The following is a 20,097-nucleotide window of genomic DNA, read 5'->3' as shown; positions in this document are numbered from 1 at the left end:
CATCAGGAGCGCCTGATCGAGCGCCTTTTCTTTCAACGTTGCCCCCTGCCCAAACCAGGCAGATTTGAGTCGATGATCGAACGAAGTATTGTGCGGCACTTTCACGGCGCCTTTGCTGTTGCCCAGTGCCACGGCCAACGTGTTGTTGCAGACAACCCGGATGCTTGTGAACTGTGCCGTCGTTGCCAGCGTTCCGTCGCACGCCGTCGCCAAGAGCACATAGGCATTGGTAACGTCGTTGACCTTGAGCGTGGACGATCGCCCCGTCCGTGCAAGCGCCCAAATCTTCCGACCACTCTTTAGAATCCCAGCGGTTTCAAGTTCGAAACCGGACACTGCAGAGAGGTCGCGGTAGAACTCGAAAATCTCGCTGGGCTGCACGACCTTGTAGCGCTGACTCACCACGGATAGCGACGAGTTGGTGTAGGAGCGGAACAGCACTTTGTTTTCGGGGAAAGATTCGATTGCGCCGAGACCGCCGACGCTGCCCGACATGAAGCGCACTGGAGCCTCACGGATTTGCCAGTCCATGCCAGCTTGCTTCGCCCAGATTTCGATAGGCTCGTGGATCAGGAGAGGTAGACTGCTGTCATTGCAATGCCCATACGGGAGGGGCGGCGCACACATGGGGTCTCAACCTCATTCGTTTATCCCGGACTAGCTGGAATAGCATCAGAATTGGCGTCGATGGATATGCCCATGGCAGAGAGCAGCACTTCACATTTACGTCTGATGTGACCTTTCCTCGAGAAAAGTGACTAGCTAGCAGGAGCACATCGTGTCTTCGGTACACGCTTAGGTACACAAAACAAAAAAAATGTACATAAATTTCTTGTTTCTAGGGCGCGCGCAGTCCTTTACTGCATTCTGTATCGAAATAATGTAGGGTGGGCTCGCGAGCCCACGCGGTCGTACCGGTGCGTACCGTAGAAGGGCCCGAAGTCGTCCATGCATGCACCACAGGCTTTGCGCCACATCTCGACATGCATCCGCCGCATCCGCGTGGGCGAAGCCCACCCTACGAAAATCCCGTCGCATGCTACTCTTGAGCCGACCTCAAGGAGCAAGCATGGCTGACCCAACCCCTTTCCGCGCGCGGCGCGTTTTCCTCACCGCAGCAAGCCTGGTTGCCGCCGCAACCCTGAGTTCCTGCGCCAGCATCCTCGGCCCGCGCGAAGTCGACTTGCCGCTTTCAAAACTGCAGGCCGGCCTCGACCGCCGCTTCCCGGTCGACAACCGCCTGCTGGAATTGTTCGACGTGCGCCTGTCGCGCCCGCAACTGGCGGTACTGCCGGGCGACCGCGTGTCGCTGACGGTGGATGCCAGCGTGGCCCAATCCTTCCTGCGCAATCCGTTGGCCGGCAGCCTGGCCTTTTCCGGCCGCCTGTATATCGACCAGGCGAAAAACGGCGTGTACCTGGCCGAGCCGCGCCTGGAACGTTTTAGTATCAGCGGACTCGACGAGTCGATAAGCCGCCAGCTGTCGCGCGCGGCGAATGGTTTACTTGATCAGGCAGTCCTCGATATTCCCGTCTACAGCTTCCGCATGGACGAGTTGCGCTATGCCGGCGTGCAGTACGTGCCGACCCGGATCGTCACTACCGCAACCGGCTTGCGGGTATCGCTGGAACCGCTACAGCAACGCTGAGCCGGGACGAACGACTCTTGCACCCTGTTACAAAAGCGCCTGAAAAACCGCGCCGCACGATTGGAATGGTGTCAATATGCATGATCGATACTGCTATGATTTCCGCAGCTGACACCGCCTTTTACGCGTACCGGACCCCTGTGTGACGATCTGTTGCAGGCGTGCCGCACCGACAAAAAGGCATTCACGGCGACGTTGCGGCAGCGCCGGGTTGGGCGCACACTGGACCTCCAGAACGGCTGTGGCAGCGCTGCTGCACCGAAACACCCCATTGCGCTTGCTCATGCTCGGGATATTTCGCTAAAGTAATATTGCTTGACGACTTGATGTATTGCCGGTAGGGGGTAGACCTTGGAAACGATACAAGACAGTGTGAGGGACAACGGCGCGGCGTCCGATGGGATGCCCGCCGCCAGCGTGCAGGCGAGGCCGTCGCGCGTCAGCCTGCCGCCGAAAGGGTCGTGCTGGTATTGCGACAAGCCGGTCGACAGCGTGCGCCGTTTCTGCGGTAAAGACTGTACCGATGCCTTTGACGAAGAAGCTGAGTTTACGCGCTGACAACGCGGCGCCTCTCTCCTGAGGCGCGCTACCCGGGCCGCCCGAGCAACAGCAGCGCCCCTTCGTAATCGAAATTTTCCACCGCGGCGCGCAGCGCCGCATATTCCCGTTCCCCCAGATGCGCGCGCAGTTCGCCGTGCGCCGCCACCACCAGTTCGACCGCCGCGCCGTCGCCGATCTCGAGCATCGCGCGCAGGTCGGGCAGTGCGTGCGCCGGCGCCGGCGCTGCTGCGGGTGGCGCTGCCACTGCTGGTACCTCCATTGCATCAAGTGCGCGCAGCACCGCGGCCAGGGCGGCTTCGAGCTGCAGCAACAGTGGAACCGGGTCGCGCCGGCCGCCGCGCAGGGCGTCGTCCAGCGCCTGCGCCGCCGCGTGCAGGGCCGGCGCCTCGATCATGCCGGCTGCCCCCTTGAGCGTGTGCGCCAGGCGCTGCGCCAGATCCGTGTCGTGCGCAGCGAGCGCGCGCCGGATCTCCTCGGCGGTGTCGCGGTAATCGTTGCCGAAGCGTGCAAGGATGCGCAGGTAGAGGGCGCGGTTGCCCAACAGGCGTTCGACGCCGGCCTCGCTGTCGAGGGCCGGCGTCGCGTGGACGAGGGGTGGCAGGTCAGGGCCGCGCCGGATCATCCGCTCAGCGAGTCGTGAACGACCAGGTGCGCGTGACCGGCGTGTTGCTCAGGACCGTGCCGGCCGAGTTGATCTGGGCGGTGGAACCCGTAAAACTGACCTCGTAGGTCGTGTTCGCCGCCAGCGGCGCCAGCGGCACGATCGCGGCCGAGGAGGTCCCGGTGTGGCTGTCGTTGGCATTGCTCAGCAGGCGGACCGGCAGGTCGGCGCCGCCGCGCGGGCGTACCGTAAAGTTCGTAACCCGGATGGTGAGGTCGATGTTGGCATGGACGCTGATCGGGTAGCCGACCTCGTCGCGGTCAGGAACCGGATCGGGCGATTCGGTGTTGCTGAAGAAGTTGCGCGGTACGGCAGTCTGGCCACCGAATGGCCAGACCGCGACCTGGCCGCCGCTGAGGCCGGCGCCGTAGCCGTTGTTGGCGGTGAAGTTGGCCGTGAAATAATTGTAGCCTTGCGCCGTGGTGGCCGCGCCGGTACCGATTTCCTTGAATACCGGCTCGAAGATGACGAAGCGGTGGTAGACCGCCGTAATGAGTTCTTCGGCCATGTACTGGCCCGAGTTGTTATTGGTGGCGGAAATGACTTCGCCAAACGCACGCGAGGCAGCCGTATTGAAACGGTAGCCGGCGGCGGCCAGGCGGTCGCCGACGTTCGCGCCCGTAAAGCCCTGGCGGCCCGCGACTTGGTCGTGGGTAATGGTGTTGTTGACGCGCTGGTACTCGGAGTGCCCCTGGGCGGCAATGTCGATCACGGTGCTGTGCGTGAGCGTCGTCATGCCGATCTGGCCGCGGCGGAAATTGAGCCATTCCCGGCCATCGACGGCGATATTGCCGGTGGCGACGGGCGCGCCTGGCACAGTGGGCGTGGTCGGATTCGGCGCCGGCGCCGGCGTCAGCGGACCGGGGTCGGCCGGCGTTGTCGGCGCACCGGGAGAGACAGGCGGCGCGGTAACGACCGGGTCGCTGCCGCCGCCACCGCCACCACAGCCTGCCAGGGCCAGGGCGGTCACGCATCCCGCCAGTACCATCCGCGCGCGAAGCAATTCGCTCATCCGTTACTCCTGATCAATATCAACGCCAAAAGGCACATTCTAGGGCAAATCGACCATGCGCGATGGCTGGGAGCGTGCGCGACCGGGCGCACGCGCACTGTAGAATAGGGTCACTATCTTCCTGCCCGGACCCGAATTGAACCGATCCCGCCCAGCGCGCCTCGCGCGTGCCAAATTCGCCCTGCCGAGTTTCGTGACCCTGCTGTCGATCGCCTGCGGCTTCGGCAGCATCGTCATCTCCGTCGACAATGCGCAAGTCGGCGCGCCGGGCGACTTCCGCCTTGCCGCCATCCTGCTGGTGCTGGCCGGTGTCTTCGACGCGCTCGACGGCTTCGTTGCGCGCGCCACCAACACCCAGTCCGACTTCGGCGTCCAGCTCGATTCGATCGCGGACGTCATGAATTTCGGCTGCGCGCCGGGTTTGCTGCTGTACTGCTACGGTTTTGCCCAGATGAGCGCTGCACATCCCACCATCGTGCGCATGGGTGGCCTGGCCTGCTTCATCTTCGTTGCCTGCGGCGCGCTACGGCTGGCCCGCTTCAACATCTCGGTCGGGCGTACCGATCCGCGCTATTTCGTCGGCATGCCGATCACCGCCGGCGCCGCCTGCGTCGCCGCGGTCGTGGTAGCCTGGCCCGATCCGGTCGTCAACAATACGCAAGCATTCGCCGTGATGGCGCTGATGGTTGCCGTCGGCACCTTGATGGTCTCGACCGTAAGGTTTCCTAGCAGCAAGCAACGCCTGAGCAAGGGGATATTAGCCCTGATCGGGGTGGCCGTACTGCTCCTCGTCATATTGCAGACGCGCTTTTTCGTACTGTTCTTCCTGTTGTATATCTGCGCCACGCTGCTGCTGAACATTGCCTGGCGCACCGGCTGGCGCGGGGTGGCGCCGCCGGTCGTGTACGCGGACGAAGAGGAAGTCTAGTTCTAGGCGAACTTGTCGAGCAGGGCCGCCAGGCGGGCGGCCACGGCGCGCGCATCGTCGAGGTCGGCCGCGCCCTCGCTGTGGGTGACGACGGTTGCCGTCAGCAATTGAACGAACGAGCGGTCGAGCGCCTTTCTTGCCGCCGCCATCTGCTGGGCCACCGCTTCGCAGTCGGCCGGCTCGGCGGCCAGCGCAATCAGCTTCTGCACGCCGCGCAACTGGCCCTCGATGCGCGCCAGCCGGTTCAACAAATCCTTTTTTTGCTGCGCCGTCAGCGCGCTGCCCTCGACGACCTTGAGCGGCTCGGTTGCCATACCGGCCTCAGGCGACTTCGTGGCCGCGCGCCGCGCGCAGGATCGCGAACCAGTCGCTGCGCTCGAGCGTGAAGGTGGTCGCGGCCACCGCCGCGGCAATCGAGGCGATCTTGCCGCTGCCGGTGAGCGGCAACGGCCGGCTCGGCAGCATCATGATCCAGGCGAAGACGACGCTGGTGAACGACTGGCCGAGGCGGTCGGCCACCTCCTGGATGGTTGCGCGCAGCGCGGCGCTGTGCCCATCGGTCGCGCTGAACAGGCGCCCGCCGCCGAAGGGAGACCAGGTCATCGGAGAAATGCCCAGGTCTTGCAGGCCATCGAAGGTTTCGTCGAACATCGGCGCCGTGTACAGCGGCGAAAATTCCACCTGGTTGGTGGCCAGCGGTACGCGCCGGTTCAGCGACTCGAACTGGTGGCGCGTGAAATTCGATACCCCCACGTGGCGCACCTTGCCGGCCGCCTGCAGGCGCGTAAAGGCGTCGGCGACTTCGTCGAAATCCATCAGCGGATCGGGGCGGTGGATCAGCAGCAGGTCGAGGTAATCGGTGCCGAGCTGGCGCAGCGATGCCTCGCAGGAGGCGACGATGTGATTGAGGCTGGTGTCGTAATGCTGGATCGTGTGCGCGGGCCGCTGCGGCGACACCAGCCTGATGCCGGACTTGCTGACGATTTCCATCCGCTCGCGCAGCCCGGGCCGGGCGCGCAATGCCTCGCCAAATAGACCCTCGACGCCGTAATTGCCGTAGATGTCGGCGTGATCGAAACTGGTCACGCCCAGCGCCAGGCACTCCTCGATCAAGGCGATGCGTCCCTGCACCGACAGGTCCCACTCGCCCATGCGCCACATGCCGGCAACGATGCGCGACAGTTCGAGGCCACCAGTACGAGTGAGCGCACGTGGACAGACGGGGGAGGTGGTCATAATGGGGGCTTTCTTGCTTGAAAAGTAACACATTATAGCGGTGGCGGCCAGGATGAGCAGACCGTAGGGTGGGCGCCCCGTGCCCACGCGGACGCCGGCATATTGTGTGCGCCATTCAGTCCGCGAATGAATCATGAGCGACGTAGACCATCGCCTGCCGCAACGATGCTTGACGAGCTAACGCAAGGCAGATTTCCGCGTGGGCACGGGGGCGCCCAACCTACGTAAAATGCCCGCCGGACGCAAGCCGGGCGGGCATCGTGTCGGGCAGCGACGACTTATTTGATCATCAAGCGCATCGAATCCCAGGCGCGGCCGAAAATGCTTGCTTCCTGCACTTCTTCCAGCGCCACCACCGGCAGCACCAGCAGCGGCTTGTTGTCGACCATCATGCGCAGGGTGCCGACGCGGCCGTTGCGCGGCAGCGGAGCGACCAGTGGGTCCTTGCGTTCGAGCACCGGCTTCAGCTTGCCGGCGACGCCCTTCGGTACCGTCACCAGCACGTCATTGGTAAAACCGATCTTCACGTTCGATTGCGAACCCTTCCACACTTCCGGCGTGGCGATCGCCTGGCCCTTCGAATACAGTTTTACGGTATCGAAATTCTGGAAGCCCCAGTTCAGCAGCTTCTGGCTTTCCTGGGTACGCACCGCGTCCGAGCTGGCGCCCGAGACGACAGAGATCAGGCGGCGCTGGCCCGAGGCGCCGTTCGGACGGCGCGCCGAGGCGATCATGCTGTAGCCCGAGGATTCGGTGTGGCCGGTCTTCATGCCGTCGACGGTCGGGTCCAGCCACAGCAGGCGGTTGCGGTTCTGCTGGGTGATCTTGTTGTAGGTGAACTGCTTGACCGAGTCGATCTTGTAGAACTCGGGGAAGTCGCGGATCACGTTGGTGGCGAGCGTGGCGAGATCTTGCGTGGTCGAATAATTGTCCGGGCTCGGCAGGCCGTGCGGGTTGGCGAACTTGGTGTTTTTCAGGCCCATACGCTGGGCTTCGCGGTTCATCAGCACGACAAAGGTGCCTTCGTCGCCGGCAACGGCTTCGGCCAGGGCGACGGCGGCGTCGTTACCCGACTGCACCATCAAGCCGTGCAACAGGTCGTTCACGCTGACCGGGGTGGCCGGGTCGATGAACATCTTCGAGCTGCTCGAATCGACTTTCCAGGCCCGGGTCGAGACGTTGACCATCGTGTTCAGGGCCAGCTTCTTGTCGCGGATGGCCTCGAAGGTGACGTAGGCGGTCATGATCTTGGTCAGCGATGCCGGCTCGATGCGCGCATTCGGATCCTGGGCCGCGATGACCTGGCCGCTGGTGGCGTCGAGCAACAGCCACGATTTCGCCGCGATGGATGGGGCAGGCACGGTTTGCGCGCCCGCCGACATCATCAGCAGGCTGGCGGCCACGGCCGCAATCAGTTTTTTCATGGGAATGTGAATGTAAGTCAGCAGGGGTGGTGCGGATGCCGCGGGACGTCGCCAGGACGTTTCCCAACGGCATGGAATCATTGAAGTGCTTAATTATAGGCCAGAGAGGCTGGCCAGTCCCGCATTCAATTGTCGCGCCGCCACATTTGCAGGACGAGATTCTTGATCGGATTCAGGCGCTTATGGAAGAAGTGGTCGGCGCCCGGGATCACGATCACCGGGATTTCCTGCGGGCGCGCCCAGTCGAACACCATCTGCAGGGTGATGGTGTCGTCGAGCTCGCCGTGGATCAGGATCGTGTCTTCCGGCACGCTCGGCAGCGGCCATTTACCTGCGGCGGTGCCGACCAGCACCATGCGCTCGATGGCGTCCGGCTTGCCCTCGTTGACCAGGCGTGCGTGCAGCTGCGACTGCACGAAGGTGCCGAACGAAAAGCCGGACAAGGCCACCGGCAGGCCGGGATACTCGGACAGCATGTGTTCCATCATGAAGGCCATGTCGTCGACTTCGCCATGGCCACGGTCGTGCTCGCCTTCGGACTGGCCGACGCCGCGGAAGTTGAAGCGCGCGGTGGCGTAACCCAGGGTGACGAAGGTGCGCGCCAGCGTCTGCGTCACCTTGTTTTCCATCGTGCCGCCATACAGCGGATGCGGATGCGCCACCAGGGCGATGCCGCGCGGCGCGCCTTCCGGCAGGTCGAGCATGCATTCCATCTTGCCGGCCGGGCCGTCCAGGGTAAAACGTTTTGAAAACTTGTTCATGGTGCGATAAAAGAATCGGGTTTTTGATGCATCAGATTTTCAGGCGTTCGACGACCTGGCCGCCCACGATATGCGTGTCGATGATGTCGTCGATGTCGTCGGTATCGACATAGGTGTACCAGGTGCCTTGCGGGTAGATGACGACCACCGGGCCCTCTTCGCAGCGTTCGAGGCAGCCGGCCTTGTTGATGCGCACCTTGCCCGGCTCGCTCAGGCCGAGCTTCTTGATGCGCTTCTTGGCGTGCTTTTGCGCGATTTCGGCGCCGGACTTGCCGCAGCTCTGGCGGCAGTTTTCACCCTCGCGCTCGTTCATGCAGAAGAAGACGTGGTGTTCGTAAAATGGTTTTTCGTCGCTCATGTCGTTTCCAATGATCGTTATCGTTGCCTGATTAGCGCTCATGATACGCGCTCTCAATGGCGATTCAGTTTATGGGATGGCAGCAGCAGGAACCACAACGCGAAAAACGGCCATAACAGCGATAAAAACTGGGCCGCCCCGTTAAAATTCAGGAATTTTCCCTGCACCCAGCCCTGCAGCGTCAGCGTGAAATACGGATTCGCGGGAATCGTGTTCACCACGATCAGACTCAGCACCAGGGTGACCACCGCCAGCCGGCGCTGGGCGATCTGCGGCGCAAAGGCAAGGCCGGCCAGCATGATCAGGCCGATCAGGAAGCCGCCCTCGGCGCCCGGCGTCACCCACACGAAGGCATTATCGGGCCGGAACAGCAGCGAACTGGCCAGCGTTTTTATTACCAGCGCGGCGGCCAGCATCAGCAGCATCAGTGTGTAGCGCGGGGCGCCGCGGCGCAGCAGGCACAGCAGGGTAAGGGCGGCGCCGGTCATGCCGCAGGCGGTGATGATGGTCTCCGACAGCCAGTACTGCTCGACGCTCATCGCTGGTCCCGGACGCAGCATGGCGATCAGGTCGATGTCTTCCTCGAGCCAGGCGGAGAGCCAGCCGGAGACGATCGGCAGCACCTGGCCGTGGCCGAACAGGAAACTTTGCGGATAAATCTGCGCCAGCGGCCACAGCGCCAGCAGCACCAGGCCCTGGCTCGCATGCGGCGCGAACCAGCGCTTGCGGACGCGGTACAGGCGTCCCTGGTCGAGCAGGCTTTTCGCCATGAAGGGGCCGATGCAGGCGCCGATGAAGCAGCCGGCCGCATTCGTCAGCAGGTCGAGGTTCGAGGGCACGCGGCTGGGCAGGAAATTCTGCACCGTCTCCATGGTGCCGGTGACGAGGAAGCCGAACAGCGTCGCCAGCAGCGTCGCCCACACCCCGCGCACCAGTGGATACAGCGCCAGCACGACCAGGATGCCGAGCGGGACGTAGCCGACGATGTTCACCATCACGTCGAAGCCGGTCCAGTAGCGCTGCTTGACCAGGTTCATGAACGACAACAATGGCAAGCCATTGTTGCGCCAGCCCGTGAACGGATACCAGCTGGCGTAGACGATCAGCAGCAGGTAGGCCAGCAGGGCCGCGCGCGCGACGGGCGAGCCGCGGCGCGGCGCATCGTGTTCGTTGACTGCGCCGTGCCCATCCCCGTGCGCTTGCGGTCCGGTCATCGTGGTCGGTTGTTGGCGGCGAGCCAGCCGATGATGTCGGCGGCGACGGCGTCGGTGCTGCCTGCCAGCGCGCGCGCGCCGCCGGCCGCATCCGCGCTGGACGCCGGCGTCGCGCGCGTAAACGTTTTCTGGTCGTGCAGGGCGTGGCCGTTGAACAGCGAGGCGCGCAGGGTCAGTTGTCCTGCGCTGGCGGTCGTGCTGGCAAAGGCATGTGAAAAATCGTCGACTTCGATGCGCAGGATCGGGATGTTGTTACTCGAATCGGTGGCCGACAGCACTTTGACGCCCGCCTGCGCCAGGCGCGATTTCAGGCGCTGTGTGACCAGCAGCAGCGGGTTGGCGCTCCAGCGGCTGTTGGCATAGGTGCGTGCCTGCAGCGGGTCGTTGTAGTTCAGGCGGTAGACCATGCGCTCGTTTTCGAAGGTCGGCGAGCCGGTTGCGTCCATCACGATGATCGCCGCCATTGGCGCTTGCGCCACCGGCGCGGTCGGTGCGCCAGGTGGGCCAAGTGGGCCGAAGTCGAACTGGGTGTTGGCGCCGGTGTTCTTGCCGCCCGATGCACATCCCGCGACGGCAAGGGCAAGGAGGGTGGCGCCGAGGATGCGGTGCAGGTTGGTGTTCAAGATGGTCCTCATTTGGTCGGGGCGACGAAGCCGGGCTCGCCGGGGCCGGGTTGGACGTTCGGGTTCCCGAACAGGATGCTTTGCGGGCGGTCCGAGAGCGAATCGGCGGTGCGGCGCACCGAACGCAGCGCCGTGCGCGCTTCGTCGGTCATGCGCGTCAGGTGCGGCAGCGTTTCCGCTTCCAGGTCGCTGGTTACGCCCTGCAGCGAGCCGATGGCGCCGTTCAGGCGGTTGATCGGGCCGTCCGGCGCCTGCAGGCTGGTCGCCAGCTGGTCGTAGTTGCGCACCGCAGTAGTGGCGCTGGAAGCGAAGGTGTCGAAGGAGGTCAAGCTGCGGTCGAGCTTGTCGACCAGGTGCGGCATGCGCTCGATCGTGGGGCCGAGTTTTTGCGGGATCTCGCCATACGCCGCGGCGGCCTTGCCGATGTTGTCGAAGGCGCCGAGGATGATCTTCTGGTTCTCGTCGTTCACCAGGTTGTTCAGGCGCGCCGTGATCTGCTCGGTGCGGTTGAGGATGGCGAGGCCGCGCTTTTCCAGCTGGTCGAGCAGGCCCGGACGCAGCGGGATGCGGCCGACGTGCTCGGGATCGGTCTTCAGCAGCGGCGAGCCGGTGCGGTCGTCGTCGAGCTGGATGAAGGCGATGCCGGTCACGCCCTGGTAGCCGAGCGAGGCAAAGGTGGTGGTGGTGACGGGCGAGCCTTCCTCGACCGACAGGCGGATCAGGATCTGGCCGGTCACCTTCGGATCGAACACGATTTCCTCGACCCGGCCCACTTCGAGGCCGCGGTAGCGCACCGTCGCTTGCGGGTTCAGGCCGGGAATCGACTGGGTGGTGACGATTTCATAAGGCGACAGTTCGGTCTTGTCGCGGTTCAGCCAGAGGCCGGCGAGTACCGTCGCAATCAGGAGGGCAATCGTGAAGATGCCTGTCATCAGGGCGTAAGATCGGTTTTCCATGTCACTCCTTTGGTCTTTCCTCGGCGGCGCCGACGGGATCTTCATTGCTATCCTCGTCGCGTTCCTCATCGCGCTCGTCCAGCACTTCGAGTGCCCGCTGCCCGCGTCCGCCGAGGAAGAAATGTTTGATGAACGGGTGGTCGACCCGCAGCACGTCGCGCGACGGACCGACTGCCAGCACGTGCTTCTCGGCCAGGACCGCAATGCGCGAGGACAGCGCAAACAGCGTATCGAGGTCGTGGGTGACCATCACTACGGTCAGTTTCAGTTCCCGGTGCAGGGCGTGGATCAGCGTTACGAAGGCATCCGACGCATCGGGGTCGAGGCCGGCGGTCGGCTCGTCCAGGAACAACAATCTCGGTTCCAGCGCCAGCGCGCGCGCCAGCGCCGCACGCTTGGTCATCCCGCCCGACAGGTCGGACGGCATTTTATTCGCATGTTCCGCGGCCAGGCCCACCATCTCCATTTTCAGCAATACCGCGTCGCGGATCACGTCTTCCGGCAAGCCGCGCAGTTCGCGCATCGGCTGGGCGATGTTGTCGAACACCGTCAATGCCGAATACAGCGCGCCTTGCTGGAACAGCATGCCCCAGTGGTTGCGCATGCGCTGCAGCTGCTCCGGTCCGGCTTCGCTGATGTCTTCGCCGAACACGCGCACGCAGCCGCGCGACGGCGTCTCGAGCCCCAGCATCTGGCGCAGCAGCACCGTCTTGCCGGTGCCGGAACCACCGACGATCGACAGGATCTCGCCCGCATAGATATCGAGGTTCAGGTCCTGGTGGATGACCGTCTTGCCGAACTTGGTCCACAGGTTGCGGATCTCGACCACCGGCGGGCCGACGTCTTCTTCCGGCTTGCGGTTGAGCTGCTGGCGGCGTTGACTGGTATCGGCCATTATCGGAACCCCACGCCGCTGAAGATGATCGCAAACACGGCGTCGGCCAGGATCACGACCGTGATCGAGGTCACCACCGAAGTCGTCGTGCCGCGCCCCAGGCTTTCCGTATTCGGCTTGATGCGCAGGCCGAAGTGGCAGGACACCAGCGCGATCAGCATGCCGAAGGTCATCCCTTTCAATAAACCGATCGTGTAGTTCACCAGCGGCACCGCATCCGGCAGCTTTTGCAGGAAGTAGCGGAACGACAGGCCCAGTTCCAGCTTGGCCGAGGCTGCGCCGCCGAGCAGGGCCATGGCGTCGGTCCAGACCACCAGCAGGGGCATCGAGATCGCCAGCGCCACCACCTTCGGCATGATCAGGCGGTAGCCGTGCGAGATGCCCATCACCAGCATCGCGTCGAGTTCTTCGTTCACGCGCATCACGCCCAGCTGCGCGGTGATCGAGGAGCCCGAGCGGCCCGCCACCAGGATCGCCGCCAGCAGCGGCCCCAGTTCGCGCACGACGCTCATGCCGAGGATGTCGACCAGGTAGATGTCGCCGCCGAACTGGCGCAGCTGCTGCGCCGACAGGAAGGAGAGCACCACGCCGATCAGGAAGCCGACCAGCGCCGTGATGCCCAGCGCCTGGAAGCCGGAGTGATAGATGTTCGCCGAGATTTCGCGCCACGGTCCCGTGTTCGGACGGCGCACGAAGCGCCACAGGTCCTGCACCAGGCGCCCGATCAGTTCGATGAAGCCGTGCAGGTGCTCGAAAAAGCTGAGCAGGCCGGCGCCGAGCACGATGATCCAGTTCAGAGGACTGACCTTCTGGCGCGGCAGGGTGTTGCGGCAGGCTTCCTCGATGCGTTTGAACAGATCTTCCTGGCGCGGGTCGAGCGCCAACTGGGCGGGGCGTTTCTTGCCCCAGGCATTCCAGAACAGCTGGGCGCCGATGTGGTCGATGCTGGCCACGCCGGTCAGGTCCCAGGCGAGGTTCGGCTTCTTTTTCAGGTCGCGCAGGGTGCGGTTGAGCTTCTTGAGCATGCCCTTCTGGCTCAGCGCATGCACCTGCCAGACCCCGCTCGCCATGACAGATTGCGCCGCGCCGCCGGCGGGGTGATCGATGGTTAATGTTGGCGTATTTTCAATCTGCATTGTTGCAGTGTAAAAGGATTTCGCTGTCTCTGCCATCCGGGAGGGTCTAGCGTGTTCAGGCTGCCAGGTGGCGGACCTGCCTTGCCGGTGCCGCCACGGCAGCTGTATTGACGGCGCGGTCCTTCTTGTTGGCGCCGTCGATACCGCCCGCATAGTCGCTCGCCACCAGCGCCAGCGCGCGTTCGCGTGCCATCCCCGTCACCTGCAGCCATTCGGCCACCAGCTTGGCCAGGCGGTCGAGCGCGATGCGGTGGGTGGCGTCGGTCTTCGCGTAAATCCAGTCCGCAAAGGCCATGAAGTTCTCGAACGGACGCACGCCCAGCAGTTCGGGCGTGGTGTTGGCAAAGCGCCCGGAATTGGCCACCAGGTCCCAGTAACGCGCAAAGCGCACCAGCCGCTGCATGGTCGGAAAGTCGATCAGGCTCGTTGCCAGCACGGTGTAGGGCGGGTACGGGTCGTACACCATCTTGTACGCTTCCGTGTGGCGGATGATCGGCGTGCCGCGCAAGCGTTTCAAGATGCCGAACTGGATCTCGTGCGCACCGAGGCCCACCAGCTGGTCGAAGCCGCGCGCGAAGCTGGCGATGTCTTCGCCCGGCAGGCCGGCGATCAGGTCGACGTGCAGGTGTGCCTGCGAGTGTTCGCACAGCCAGCGGATGTTGTCGGCCGCCTTGGCATTGTCCTGGCGCCGGCTGACCAGCGCCTGTACCTCGGGATTGAAACTCTGGATGCCGATCTCGAACTGCAGCGCGCCGGCCGGAAAGCGCGCGATCATCTCTTTTAATGCCTCCGGCAGGTGGTCGGGCACCAGTTCGAAGTGGGCGTACACCGGGTCATTTGGATTTGCTTCGAGTTTGTCGAGGAAGAACTGCATGATTTTCATGCTGGTCTTGACGTTCAAATTAAAGGTGCGGTCGACGAATTTGAACAGGCGCGCGCCGCGCACATATAAATCTTCCATTTGCGCGAGAAAGGCGTCGAGCGGGAACGGCCAGGCGGTTTTATCGAGCGACGACAGACAGAACTCGCATTTGAACGGGCAGCCGCGCGAGGCTTCCACATATAAAGTGCGGTGCGCGATGTCCTCGGCGTTATATAAAGCGTAGGGCAGGGCGATCTCGGCCATCGGCGGCTGCACGCCGGCGTGGATTTTCATCAGCGGCTGCGGGCCATCCAGGATCTGCGCGCACAGCTGCGGGAAGGTGACGTCGCCCCAGCCGGTGACGACGTAATCAGCCAGGCGGCAGATGTCCTGTTCGTTCGTCTCGAAACTCACTTCCGGACCGCCCAGGATGATCTTTACTTCGGGCGCGACGCGTTTGAGCATGGCGACGATGCGCGTCGTCTCTTCGACATTCCAGATATACACGCCGAAGCCGATGATGCGCGGGTGCTGGGCCAGCAGGCGCTCGACCACCTCGGTGGTCTTGGCGCCGATGACGAATTCCTGGATCCGCGTAGCAGGACCGAGCGGTCCCATGTTCGCCAGCAGGTAGCGCAGCCCGAGCGAGGCATGGGCATAGCGGGCGTTCAGGGTCGATAACAGGATGGTCATGGCGGCAAGCGTTCGGGCAAAGGGACCATTTTACGCGCTGGCGCCGCAATCCGTGCTGGCGTTGCTGGAAGTTGCCTGTTAGAATACGCCCCGGAATTCAGGGAGTTGTTGCCCAGTTGTGGAACAGCATCCCAGCAAGTTATGCCTGATGACCATAGCAAGTCGGTCCCACCCCTTCCCATCCCGAACAGGACCGTGAAACGACTTTGCGCCGATGATAGTGCTGCAACCAGTGTGAAAGTAGGTTATCGTCAGGCTAGTTATAAGAGAAAAACCCCAGCCCGTGTGCTGGGGTTTTTTTTCGCCTGTCCATTTGTGGCATGGTCCTATGCTTTCCTCATTGCAATTATCATTCAGGCATGATTAGATGGCATCTCCGATAAGCGAGGGCATTCACCATGTTGATGAGTAATATTGAAATCATTCCCGGCAAGACCATCACGGCCAGCCACGGCATTGCCTCGGGCAGCACGGTGCGCGCCAAGCACGTCGGGCGCGACATCATGGCCGGCCTGAAGAACATGGTCGGCGGCGAGCTGCGCGGCTATACCGAATTGCTGGAAGAGTCGCGCGCCGAAGCGATCGCGCGCATGCAGGCGCAGGCGCAGCAGATGGGAGCGAACGCCATCGTCAACGTGCGTTTCTCCACCTCGTCGGTGGCGGTGGGCGCCGCCGAGATCTATGTGTACGGCACCGCGGTGACGGTCGACTGACATGGAACTGTATGTCCTGCTGCTGTTCTGGGGCGTGCCGATCGTGCTCGGCTTCGTGTTCGGCCAGATCGCGGAAAAGCGCCACTACCGCTCAATTTACGCGCGCGAAAAGGCGCTGCTGCACCTGCCCACGACCGCCGGCAAGCTCCCGATCATGGGTGGCGCACCGGTGCGCTGCGAACTCGTGACCGGCAGCGTGGTCGTCTCGGTCGACCATTTCAAGCGCGCGGCGGCTGCCTTGCGCGCTTTTGTCGGCGGCCCGGTCAAATCCTATGAAAGCCTGCTCGACCGCGCCAAGCGCGAAGCGGTGCTGCGCCTGAAGGAAAGCTGCAGCGGCGCCCACGAGATCGTCAACCTGCGCCTGGAAACGGTGCCGCTGTCGAAAAGCGCGCAGGGCGGCATCGGCGCCGTCGAAGTGCTGGCCTTCGGCACCGCCATCTACGTTGCATGAAATACGCGCCGTCGCTGCCTCCGGACAACGACAACGTCACCCGCGAGCATCCGCTCAAGGATTTCATGTTGTTGCTGGCCGGGCTGGCGGCGCTGGCGCTGCTGGTTTTTTTCCTGCTCGGCTTGCTGGTCGACGCGGTGGTCGATCGCATGGGGCCGGAAACCGAGGCGTCGCTGACGCGTATCATCGCCGCCAGGGCCGCGCCACCGCCTTCCGGCAAGGATGGCGAACGCGTCGCCCGCCTGCAGCGCCTGGTCGACAGCCTGCGCCCCTGCGCCGGATTCACCGGGCCGGCCACGGTGCGCCTCACCGACTCGACCGTGCCGAACGCGATGGTGGTGCCCGGCGGGACCATATATGTGTTTTCCGGGCTGCTCACGCATGTGCAGTCGGAAAACGGCCTGGCCTTCGTGCTGGCGCACGAGCTTGCGCACCTGGCGCACCGCGACCACCTGCGCGCGCTGGGGCGGGGTGTGGTGCTGGTCGGCCTGGCGGCGCTCATCGGCGCCGACGGCTCGGCGCTGGCGGGCGTGCTGGCGCCGGTGCAGCAATTGGGCACCTCCAGCTATTCGCGTGCGCGTGAATCGGCGGCCGACATGCTGGCCTTGCAGGTGCTCGCCTGCCGTTACGGCCACGTGGGCGGCGCCACCGAGTTCTTCGAAGCGCTGCGCGCCAGGGACGAGGACGCGCTGCCCGGTTCCCATTACTTCATGTCGCATCCGGCCATGGGGATGCGCATCGACGCCATCCATGCTGCCGCGCGCAAGGCTGATTACCGCACCGGACCTGTATTGCCTTTGATCCGGTAATACGAACCGATCATCCCCGCACCCATCAACCTTGCCAGCTTGCCTGGCATCGCCCGGCGTTCAAACTAGTTCTCCCAATTAAGATGGCATTGCGTGCCAGCTTGCAGTCATTTGTTCTTTCATCTCGCCACGCGGCCATCCCGCAGAAAGCGTCCACATGAAACGTCAGCAAGTGCAATCGAATCCATTGTCTTCCCTGCGCTGCGCCGGCATTGCCGCACTGTTTAGCCTGGCGCTTGCCGGCTGCAGCAGCAACGATGACGACGATCCCGGTAAAACAGGCACCGCGCCGCCGCCGGTTGCCACCGCCTCCCGCATCGACGTCGAGGTCGCCCGCACCACTTACGGCGTGCCGCACGTGCGCGCCAAGGATGTCCGCAGCCTTGGCTATGGCCTGGCCTATGCCTATGCGCAGGACAATGTCTGCATGTTCGCCGACACCGTGCTCACCGTGCGCGGCGAACGCTCGCAATTCTTTGGCGGAGCGGCGCGCGCGCCGCAACGCACGGGCGACGAATACGGCGCCGCCAGCGGCTTCATGGACCTGAACAACGAAGACAGCGACTTTTTCTTCAAGGGCTATCTCGACATCGAGCAGTTGCGCGCCAGCTACGCCGCCGGCCCCGCCGAGCCGCGCGAACTCATCGCCGGTTATGTCGAGGGTTACAACCGTTACGTAAAGGCGTTTACGGGGCTGTACCCGGCCGCCTGCAAGGACGCCAAATGGGTGCGCCCGATCACGGTCGACGATATGTACCTGATCATGGCGGAAAAGGCGCTGCACGCAACTGGCCAGGTATTCGCGAAAGAATTCGTGGCCGCCGGGCGAGTGGCGGGCGCGCCGCTCGCCGCCGTGCGTGCGCGCAAGTTCGACCCTGCCTTCCTGCTGGCGCGGCTCGACAAACTGCATACGCAAGGGATCGGCAGCAATGCGCTGGCGGTCGGCAAGGAGCTCTCCAGCAGCGGGCGCGGCCTGTTGCTCGGCAATCCGCACTATCCGTGGACCTCGGCCGACCGCTTCTACCAGGCACACCTGACGGTGCCCGGCGCCTATGATGCGATGGGCGTGATCATCGGCGGCATCCCGGCGATCGTCATCGGTTTTAACAAGGACATCGCCTGGAGCCATACGGTGACGACGGCGATCCATTTTACGACCTTCCGCCTGGCGCTCGATCCCGCCGACAGCAGCGGCACTACCTATCTTTATGACGGCGTGCCGAATAAGATGACCGCCAAAACGGTGTCGGTCGACCTGCTGCAGGCCGACGGTACGCTCACCAAACGCAGTAAAACCTTCTGGTTCAGCCAGCAGGGCGCCGTGATCGTCAAGCCGGAAGCGGGCATGACCTGGACGGCAAGCGCCGCCTATGTATTGGCCGACCCGAACCGGAACAACACGCGCATGCTCGAGCAGTGGCTGGGGATCGGCAAGGCGAACAATGTTAGGGCGCTCAAGGCCGCGCTCGACAAGACGGTCGGCCTGCCGTGGGTGAACACCCTGGCCGCCGACCGCGACGGCAACGTGCTGTTCGCCGACGCCAGCGTGGTGCCGCACATGGGCGCGCAGAAGTTCGCCAATGGTTGCCTGCTGTTGCAGGCGGCGCTGCTGTTCGATGGTTCGCGCAGCAGCTGCGCCTGGGGCCAGGATGCGAACGCCCCGGCCGGGATCTATTCGCCTGCGAACGGGCCGTGGTCGATCCGCACCGATTACGTCGGTAATTCCAACGACAGCTATTGGCTCAACAACCCGAGGGCCTTGCTCGTCGGCCCGGCGCCGCTCGGCTACTCGCCGCTGTATGGCCGCGTCGGTGTCGAGCAGAGCCTGCGCACACGTATTGGTTTCCGCCAGTTCGAGGAGTTGATACAGACGAAAAAGATCGGCTTGCCGGAGATGCAGGTGCTGGCGTTCGCCAATCGCCTGTATGCGGCCGAGCTGGTGCTGCCCGAACTGCTGCAAGCGTGCAGCATCAGCGGCGACGCCGTCCTGCGCCAGGCGTGCACTGCGCTGGCGGCCTGGGACCGCCGCGTGAACGTCGACAGCCGCGGCGCCGTCTTGTTCCGTGAGTTCTGGAACACTGCCGCCGCCATACCGAACAAATGGGCGGTGCCGTTCAATCCGGCCGATCCGGTGAATACGCCGTACGGCGTCGCGCCGGCCGCCATGCCGGCCATGCTCGCCGCACTGAAGAGTGCCGCCCTCGAGCTGCAGGGCCTGGGAATCGCCTTCGACGCCAGGCTGGGCGACTACCAGACGGAGACGAAGAACGGCGTGCGCATCCCGCTGCATGGCGGCATCGGCAACATCGACGGTTCCTATAATTCGCTCACCATGCGCAGCCCGTTGAGCGCGACCGGCTATAACGGCGTGCATTGGGGGCAGAGCTATATCCAGACCGTGAGCTTCGACGACCAGGGGCCGGTAGCCCAGGCCATGCTGGCCTACGGCCAGTCGACTGACCCGAAGTCGCCTTACTACGCCGACCAGACCAACGTCTACTCGCGCAAGGAATGGCCGCTGCTGCCTTTTGCGGAAGACAAGATCAAGGCCGACCCGAACTACCAGCCGATGACCCTCAGGGCCGACTAGGCCGCTGTCAGGTTGGCAAAAAACCGGCCGCAAGAAAGCACTTGCGGAGGGCGGCCGGGCTTCGCTATAATTCGCCTCCGCCTACGCGGCCCGGTTGAAACGGCAACGAAATCAAGTAGTTGAGGCAACAACAGGTAGCCGCGAAACACTGCGGTGTAGCAAAAAAGAGGTTGACGAAGATCGCGAAACACTGCATAATCTCATCTCTCTGCTGCTGACGAACAAAACGATTCGCAGAACGCAGCAAAGCAGTGCCGAATAAGTTCTTTAAAAATTAACAGTCGATAAGTGTGGGCGTTTGATGAAGGTGCCAGCAGTTGCGTAAGCTCTGCTGATTACTTAAATTATCAAATGTTCACAAAAGTATTAACGTTATCTCAGCAATGAGGTAGCGGTCAGTATCTTGAGTGAGCGACCTACCAGCAATGGTAGTGACACGAAAGTGTCAAAAACAGAGATTAAACTGAAGAGTTTGATCCTGGCTCAGATTGAACGCTGGCGGCATGCTTTACACATGCAAGTCGAACGGCAGCGCGGGGCAACCTGGCGGCGAGTGGCGAACGGGT

At 63.4% G+C, this 20,097-nt stretch carries 20 protein-coding genes, 2 rRNA genes and 1 pseudogene; 9 read left to right on the top strand and 14 right to left on the bottom strand.

Features of this window, described 5'->3' with window-relative positions:
- Positions 1-48: 48 nt before the first annotated feature.
- Positions 49-627 (bottom strand): annotated as a pseudogene (locus tag AC56LG_RS12620) (DUF932 domain-containing protein); the annotation flags it as partial.
- Positions 628-1,069: 442 nt separating this feature from the next.
- Here AC56LG_RS12620 and AC56LG_RS12615 point away from each other — a divergent pair.
- Positions 1,070-1,648, top strand: a complete 579-nt coding sequence (locus AC56LG_RS12615) for a DUF1439 domain-containing protein (protein WP_497166438.1) — start codon at positions 1,070-1,072, stop codon at positions 1,646-1,648.
- Between the two features lie 351 nt (positions 1,649-1,999).
- Positions 2,000-2,206: a hypothetical protein gene (locus AC56LG_RS12610; RefSeq protein ID WP_497166437.1), complete on the top strand. Its 207-nt coding sequence runs from the start codon at positions 2,000-2,002 to the stop codon at positions 2,204-2,206.
- 28 nt (positions 2,207-2,234) lie between these two features.
- On the opposite strand, the gene AC56LG_RS12605 is transcribed toward AC56LG_RS12610, so the two are convergent.
- On the bottom strand, positions 2,235-2,831 hold the full coding sequence (locus tag AC56LG_RS12605) for an Hpt domain-containing protein (RefSeq protein ID WP_497166436.1): 597 nt from the start codon (positions 2,829-2,831) through the stop codon (positions 2,235-2,237).
- Between the two features lie 4 nt (positions 2,832-2,835).
- A complete protein-coding gene (locus tag AC56LG_RS12600; protein WP_497166435.1) occupies positions 2,836-3,882 on the bottom strand; it encodes a CAP domain-containing protein in 1,047 nt (348 codons plus the stop codon).
- A 136-nt stretch (positions 3,883-4,018) separates the two neighbouring features.
- Here AC56LG_RS12600 and pssA point away from each other — a divergent pair, with 136 nt between their 5' ends.
- On the top strand, positions 4,019-4,810 hold the full coding sequence (gene pssA / locus AC56LG_RS12595) for a CDP-diacylglycerol--serine O-phosphatidyltransferase (RefSeq protein WP_192056879.1): 792 nt from the start codon (positions 4,019-4,021) through the stop codon (positions 4,808-4,810).
- A 2-nt stretch (positions 4,811-4,812) separates the two neighbouring features.
- Here pssA and AC56LG_RS12590 read toward each other — a convergent pair whose 3' ends face one another.
- The 11 genes from AC56LG_RS12590 to AC56LG_RS12540 form a co-directional block, all read right to left on the bottom strand.
- A complete protein-coding gene (locus tag AC56LG_RS12590) occupies positions 4,813-5,124 on the bottom strand; it encodes a metal-sensitive transcriptional regulator (RefSeq protein WP_497166434.1) in 312 nt (103 codons plus the stop codon).
- 7 nt (positions 5,125-5,131) lie between these two features.
- Complete coding sequence (locus AC56LG_RS12585; RefSeq protein ID WP_497166433.1) at positions 5,132-6,046, bottom strand: aldo/keto reductase; 915 nt, start codon at positions 6,044-6,046, stop codon at positions 5,132-5,134.
- 278 nt (positions 6,047-6,324) lie between these two features.
- Positions 6,325-7,470 carry a D-alanyl-D-alanine carboxypeptidase family protein gene (locus AC56LG_RS12580; protein WP_497166432.1) on the bottom strand — a complete coding sequence of 382 codons (1,146 nt, stop codon included), beginning with the start codon at positions 7,468-7,470 and terminating at the stop codon, positions 6,325-6,327.
- A gap of 125 nt (positions 7,471-7,595) precedes the next feature.
- Entirely contained in the window at positions 7,596-8,231 is a 636-nt protein-coding gene (locus AC56LG_RS12575; RefSeq protein WP_497166431.1) for an alpha/beta hydrolase, read from the bottom strand.
- A gap of 31 nt (positions 8,232-8,262) precedes the next feature.
- Entirely contained in the window at positions 8,263-8,589 is a 327-nt protein-coding gene (locus AC56LG_RS12570; protein WP_497166430.1) for a (2Fe-2S) ferredoxin domain-containing protein, read from the bottom strand.
- A 53-nt stretch (positions 8,590-8,642) separates the two neighbouring features.
- Positions 8,643-9,803 carry a VanZ family protein gene (locus tag AC56LG_RS12565; RefSeq protein WP_497166429.1) on the bottom strand — a complete coding sequence of 387 codons (1,161 nt, stop codon included), beginning with the start codon at positions 9,801-9,803 and terminating at the stop codon, positions 8,643-8,645.
- Positions 9,800-10,426 carry an ABC-type transport auxiliary lipoprotein family protein gene (locus AC56LG_RS12560; RefSeq protein WP_497166428.1) on the bottom strand — a complete coding sequence of 209 codons (627 nt, stop codon included), beginning with the start codon at positions 10,424-10,426 and terminating at the stop codon, positions 9,800-9,802. The genes AC56LG_RS12565 and AC56LG_RS12560 overlap by 4 nt, the downstream gene beginning before the upstream one ends.
- 8 nt (positions 10,427-10,434) lie before the next feature.
- Positions 10,435-11,382 (bottom strand): MlaD family protein, encoded by a 948-nt coding sequence (locus AC56LG_RS12555; protein ID WP_497166427.1) that lies wholly within the window; start codon positions 11,380-11,382, stop codon positions 10,435-10,437.
- A gap of 1 nt (position 11,383) precedes the next feature.
- Complete coding sequence (locus AC56LG_RS12550; RefSeq protein WP_497166426.1) at positions 11,384-12,277, bottom strand: ABC transporter ATP-binding protein; 894 nt, start codon at positions 12,275-12,277, stop codon at positions 11,384-11,386.
- Positions 12,277-13,413 carry an MlaE family ABC transporter permease gene (locus AC56LG_RS12545; protein WP_497166425.1) on the bottom strand — a complete coding sequence of 379 codons (1,137 nt, stop codon included), beginning with the start codon at positions 13,411-13,413 and terminating at the stop codon, positions 12,277-12,279. Before AC56LG_RS12545 ends, AC56LG_RS12550 begins: the two co-directional genes overlap by 1 nt.
- A gap of 55 nt (positions 13,414-13,468) precedes the next feature.
- Positions 13,469-14,968, bottom strand: a complete 1,500-nt coding sequence (locus AC56LG_RS12540) for a B12-binding domain-containing radical SAM protein (protein ID WP_497166424.1) — start codon at positions 14,966-14,968, stop codon at positions 13,469-13,471.
- 144 nt (positions 14,969-15,112) lie between these two features.
- Between AC56LG_RS12540 and rrf the strand changes: the two genes are divergently transcribed.
- The 6 genes from rrf to AC56LG_RS12510 form a co-directional block, all read left to right on the top strand.
- Positions 15,113-15,225 (top strand): 5S ribosomal RNA (gene rrf / locus AC56LG_RS12535).
- A 147-nt stretch (positions 15,226-15,372) separates the two neighbouring features.
- A complete protein-coding gene (locus AC56LG_RS12530) occupies positions 15,373-15,681 on the top strand; it encodes a YbjQ family protein (protein ID WP_197986469.1) in 309 nt (102 codons plus the stop codon).
- A 1-nt stretch (position 15,682) separates the two neighbouring features.
- Entirely contained in the window at positions 15,683-16,132 is a 450-nt protein-coding gene (locus tag AC56LG_RS12525) for a YbjQ family protein (RefSeq protein ID WP_497166423.1), read from the top strand.
- Positions 16,129-16,941 (top strand): M48 family metallopeptidase, encoded by an 813-nt coding sequence (locus tag AC56LG_RS12520; RefSeq protein WP_497166422.1) that lies wholly within the window; start codon positions 16,129-16,131, stop codon positions 16,939-16,941. The genes AC56LG_RS12525 and AC56LG_RS12520 overlap by 4 nt, the downstream gene beginning before the upstream one ends.
- Before the next feature lie 157 nt (positions 16,942-17,098).
- Positions 17,099-19,531: a penicillin acylase family protein gene (locus AC56LG_RS12515; protein WP_497166421.1), complete on the top strand. Its 2,433-nt coding sequence runs from the start codon at positions 17,099-17,101 to the stop codon at positions 19,529-19,531.
- 460 nt (positions 19,532-19,991) lie between these two features.
- Positions 19,992-20,097: ribosomal RNA gene (locus tag AC56LG_RS12510) — 16S ribosomal RNA — on the top strand; the annotation flags it as partial.

Source organism: Telluria sp. ZB2R32, assembly GCF_059685715.1.
This window is presented reverse-complemented; position numbering and strand designations above follow the sequence as displayed.

Excerpts from the sequence above, each read along its gene's own strand:
- AC56LG_RS12615 (WP_497166438.1), top strand. The coding sequence starts at position 1,070 with ATGGCTGACCCAACCCCTTTCCGCGCGCGGCGCGTTTTCCTCACCGCA.
- AC56LG_RS12605 (WP_497166436.1), bottom strand. The coding sequence starts at position 2,831 with ATGATCCGGCGCGGCCCTGACCTGCCACCCCTCGTCCACGCGACGCCG.
- AC56LG_RS12600 (WP_497166435.1), bottom strand. The coding sequence starts at position 3,882 with ATGAGCGAATTGCTTCGCGCGCGGATGGTACTGGCGGGATGCGTGACC.
- AC56LG_RS12590 (WP_497166434.1), bottom strand. The coding sequence starts at position 5,124 with ATGGCAACCGAGCCGCTCAAGGTCGTCGAGGGCAGCGCGCTGACGGCG.
- AC56LG_RS12585 (WP_497166433.1), bottom strand. The coding sequence starts at position 6,046 with ATGACCACCTCCCCCGTCTGTCCACGTGCGCTCACTCGTACTGGTGGC.
- AC56LG_RS12580 (WP_497166432.1), bottom strand. The coding sequence starts at position 7,470 with ATGAAAAAACTGATTGCGGCCGTGGCCGCCAGCCTGCTGATGATGTCG.
- AC56LG_RS12575 (WP_497166431.1), bottom strand. The coding sequence starts at position 8,231 with ATGAACAAGTTTTCAAAACGTTTTACCCTGGACGGCCCGGCCGGCAAG.
- AC56LG_RS12570 (WP_497166430.1), bottom strand. The coding sequence starts at position 8,589 with ATGAGCGACGAAAAACCATTTTACGAACACCACGTCTTCTTCTGCATG.
- AC56LG_RS12565 (WP_497166429.1), bottom strand. The coding sequence starts at position 9,803 with ATGACCGGACCGCAAGCGCACGGGGATGGGCACGGCGCAGTCAACGAA.
- AC56LG_RS12555 (WP_497166427.1), bottom strand. The coding sequence starts at position 11,382 with ATGGAAAACCGATCTTACGCCCTGATGACAGGCATCTTCACGATTGCC.
- AC56LG_RS12550 (WP_497166426.1), bottom strand. The coding sequence starts at position 12,277 with ATGGCCGATACCAGTCAACGCCGCCAGCAGCTCAACCGCAAGCCGGAA.
- AC56LG_RS12545 (WP_497166425.1), bottom strand. The coding sequence starts at position 13,413 with ATGCAGATTGAAAATACGCCAACATTAACCATCGATCACCCCGCCGGC.
- AC56LG_RS12540 (WP_497166424.1), bottom strand. The coding sequence starts at position 14,968 with ATGACCATCCTGTTATCGACCCTGAACGCCCGCTATGCCCATGCCTCG.
- AC56LG_RS12530 (WP_197986469.1), top strand. The coding sequence starts at position 15,373 with ATGAGTAATATTGAAATCATTCCCGGCAAGACCATCACGGCCAGCCAC.
- AC56LG_RS12525 (WP_497166423.1), top strand. The coding sequence starts at position 15,683 with ATGGAACTGTATGTCCTGCTGCTGTTCTGGGGCGTGCCGATCGTGCTC.
- AC56LG_RS12520 (WP_497166422.1), top strand. The coding sequence starts at position 16,129 with ATGAAATACGCGCCGTCGCTGCCTCCGGACAACGACAACGTCACCCGC.
- AC56LG_RS12515 (WP_497166421.1), top strand. The coding sequence starts at position 17,099 with ATGAAACGTCAGCAAGTGCAATCGAATCCATTGTCTTCCCTGCGCTGC.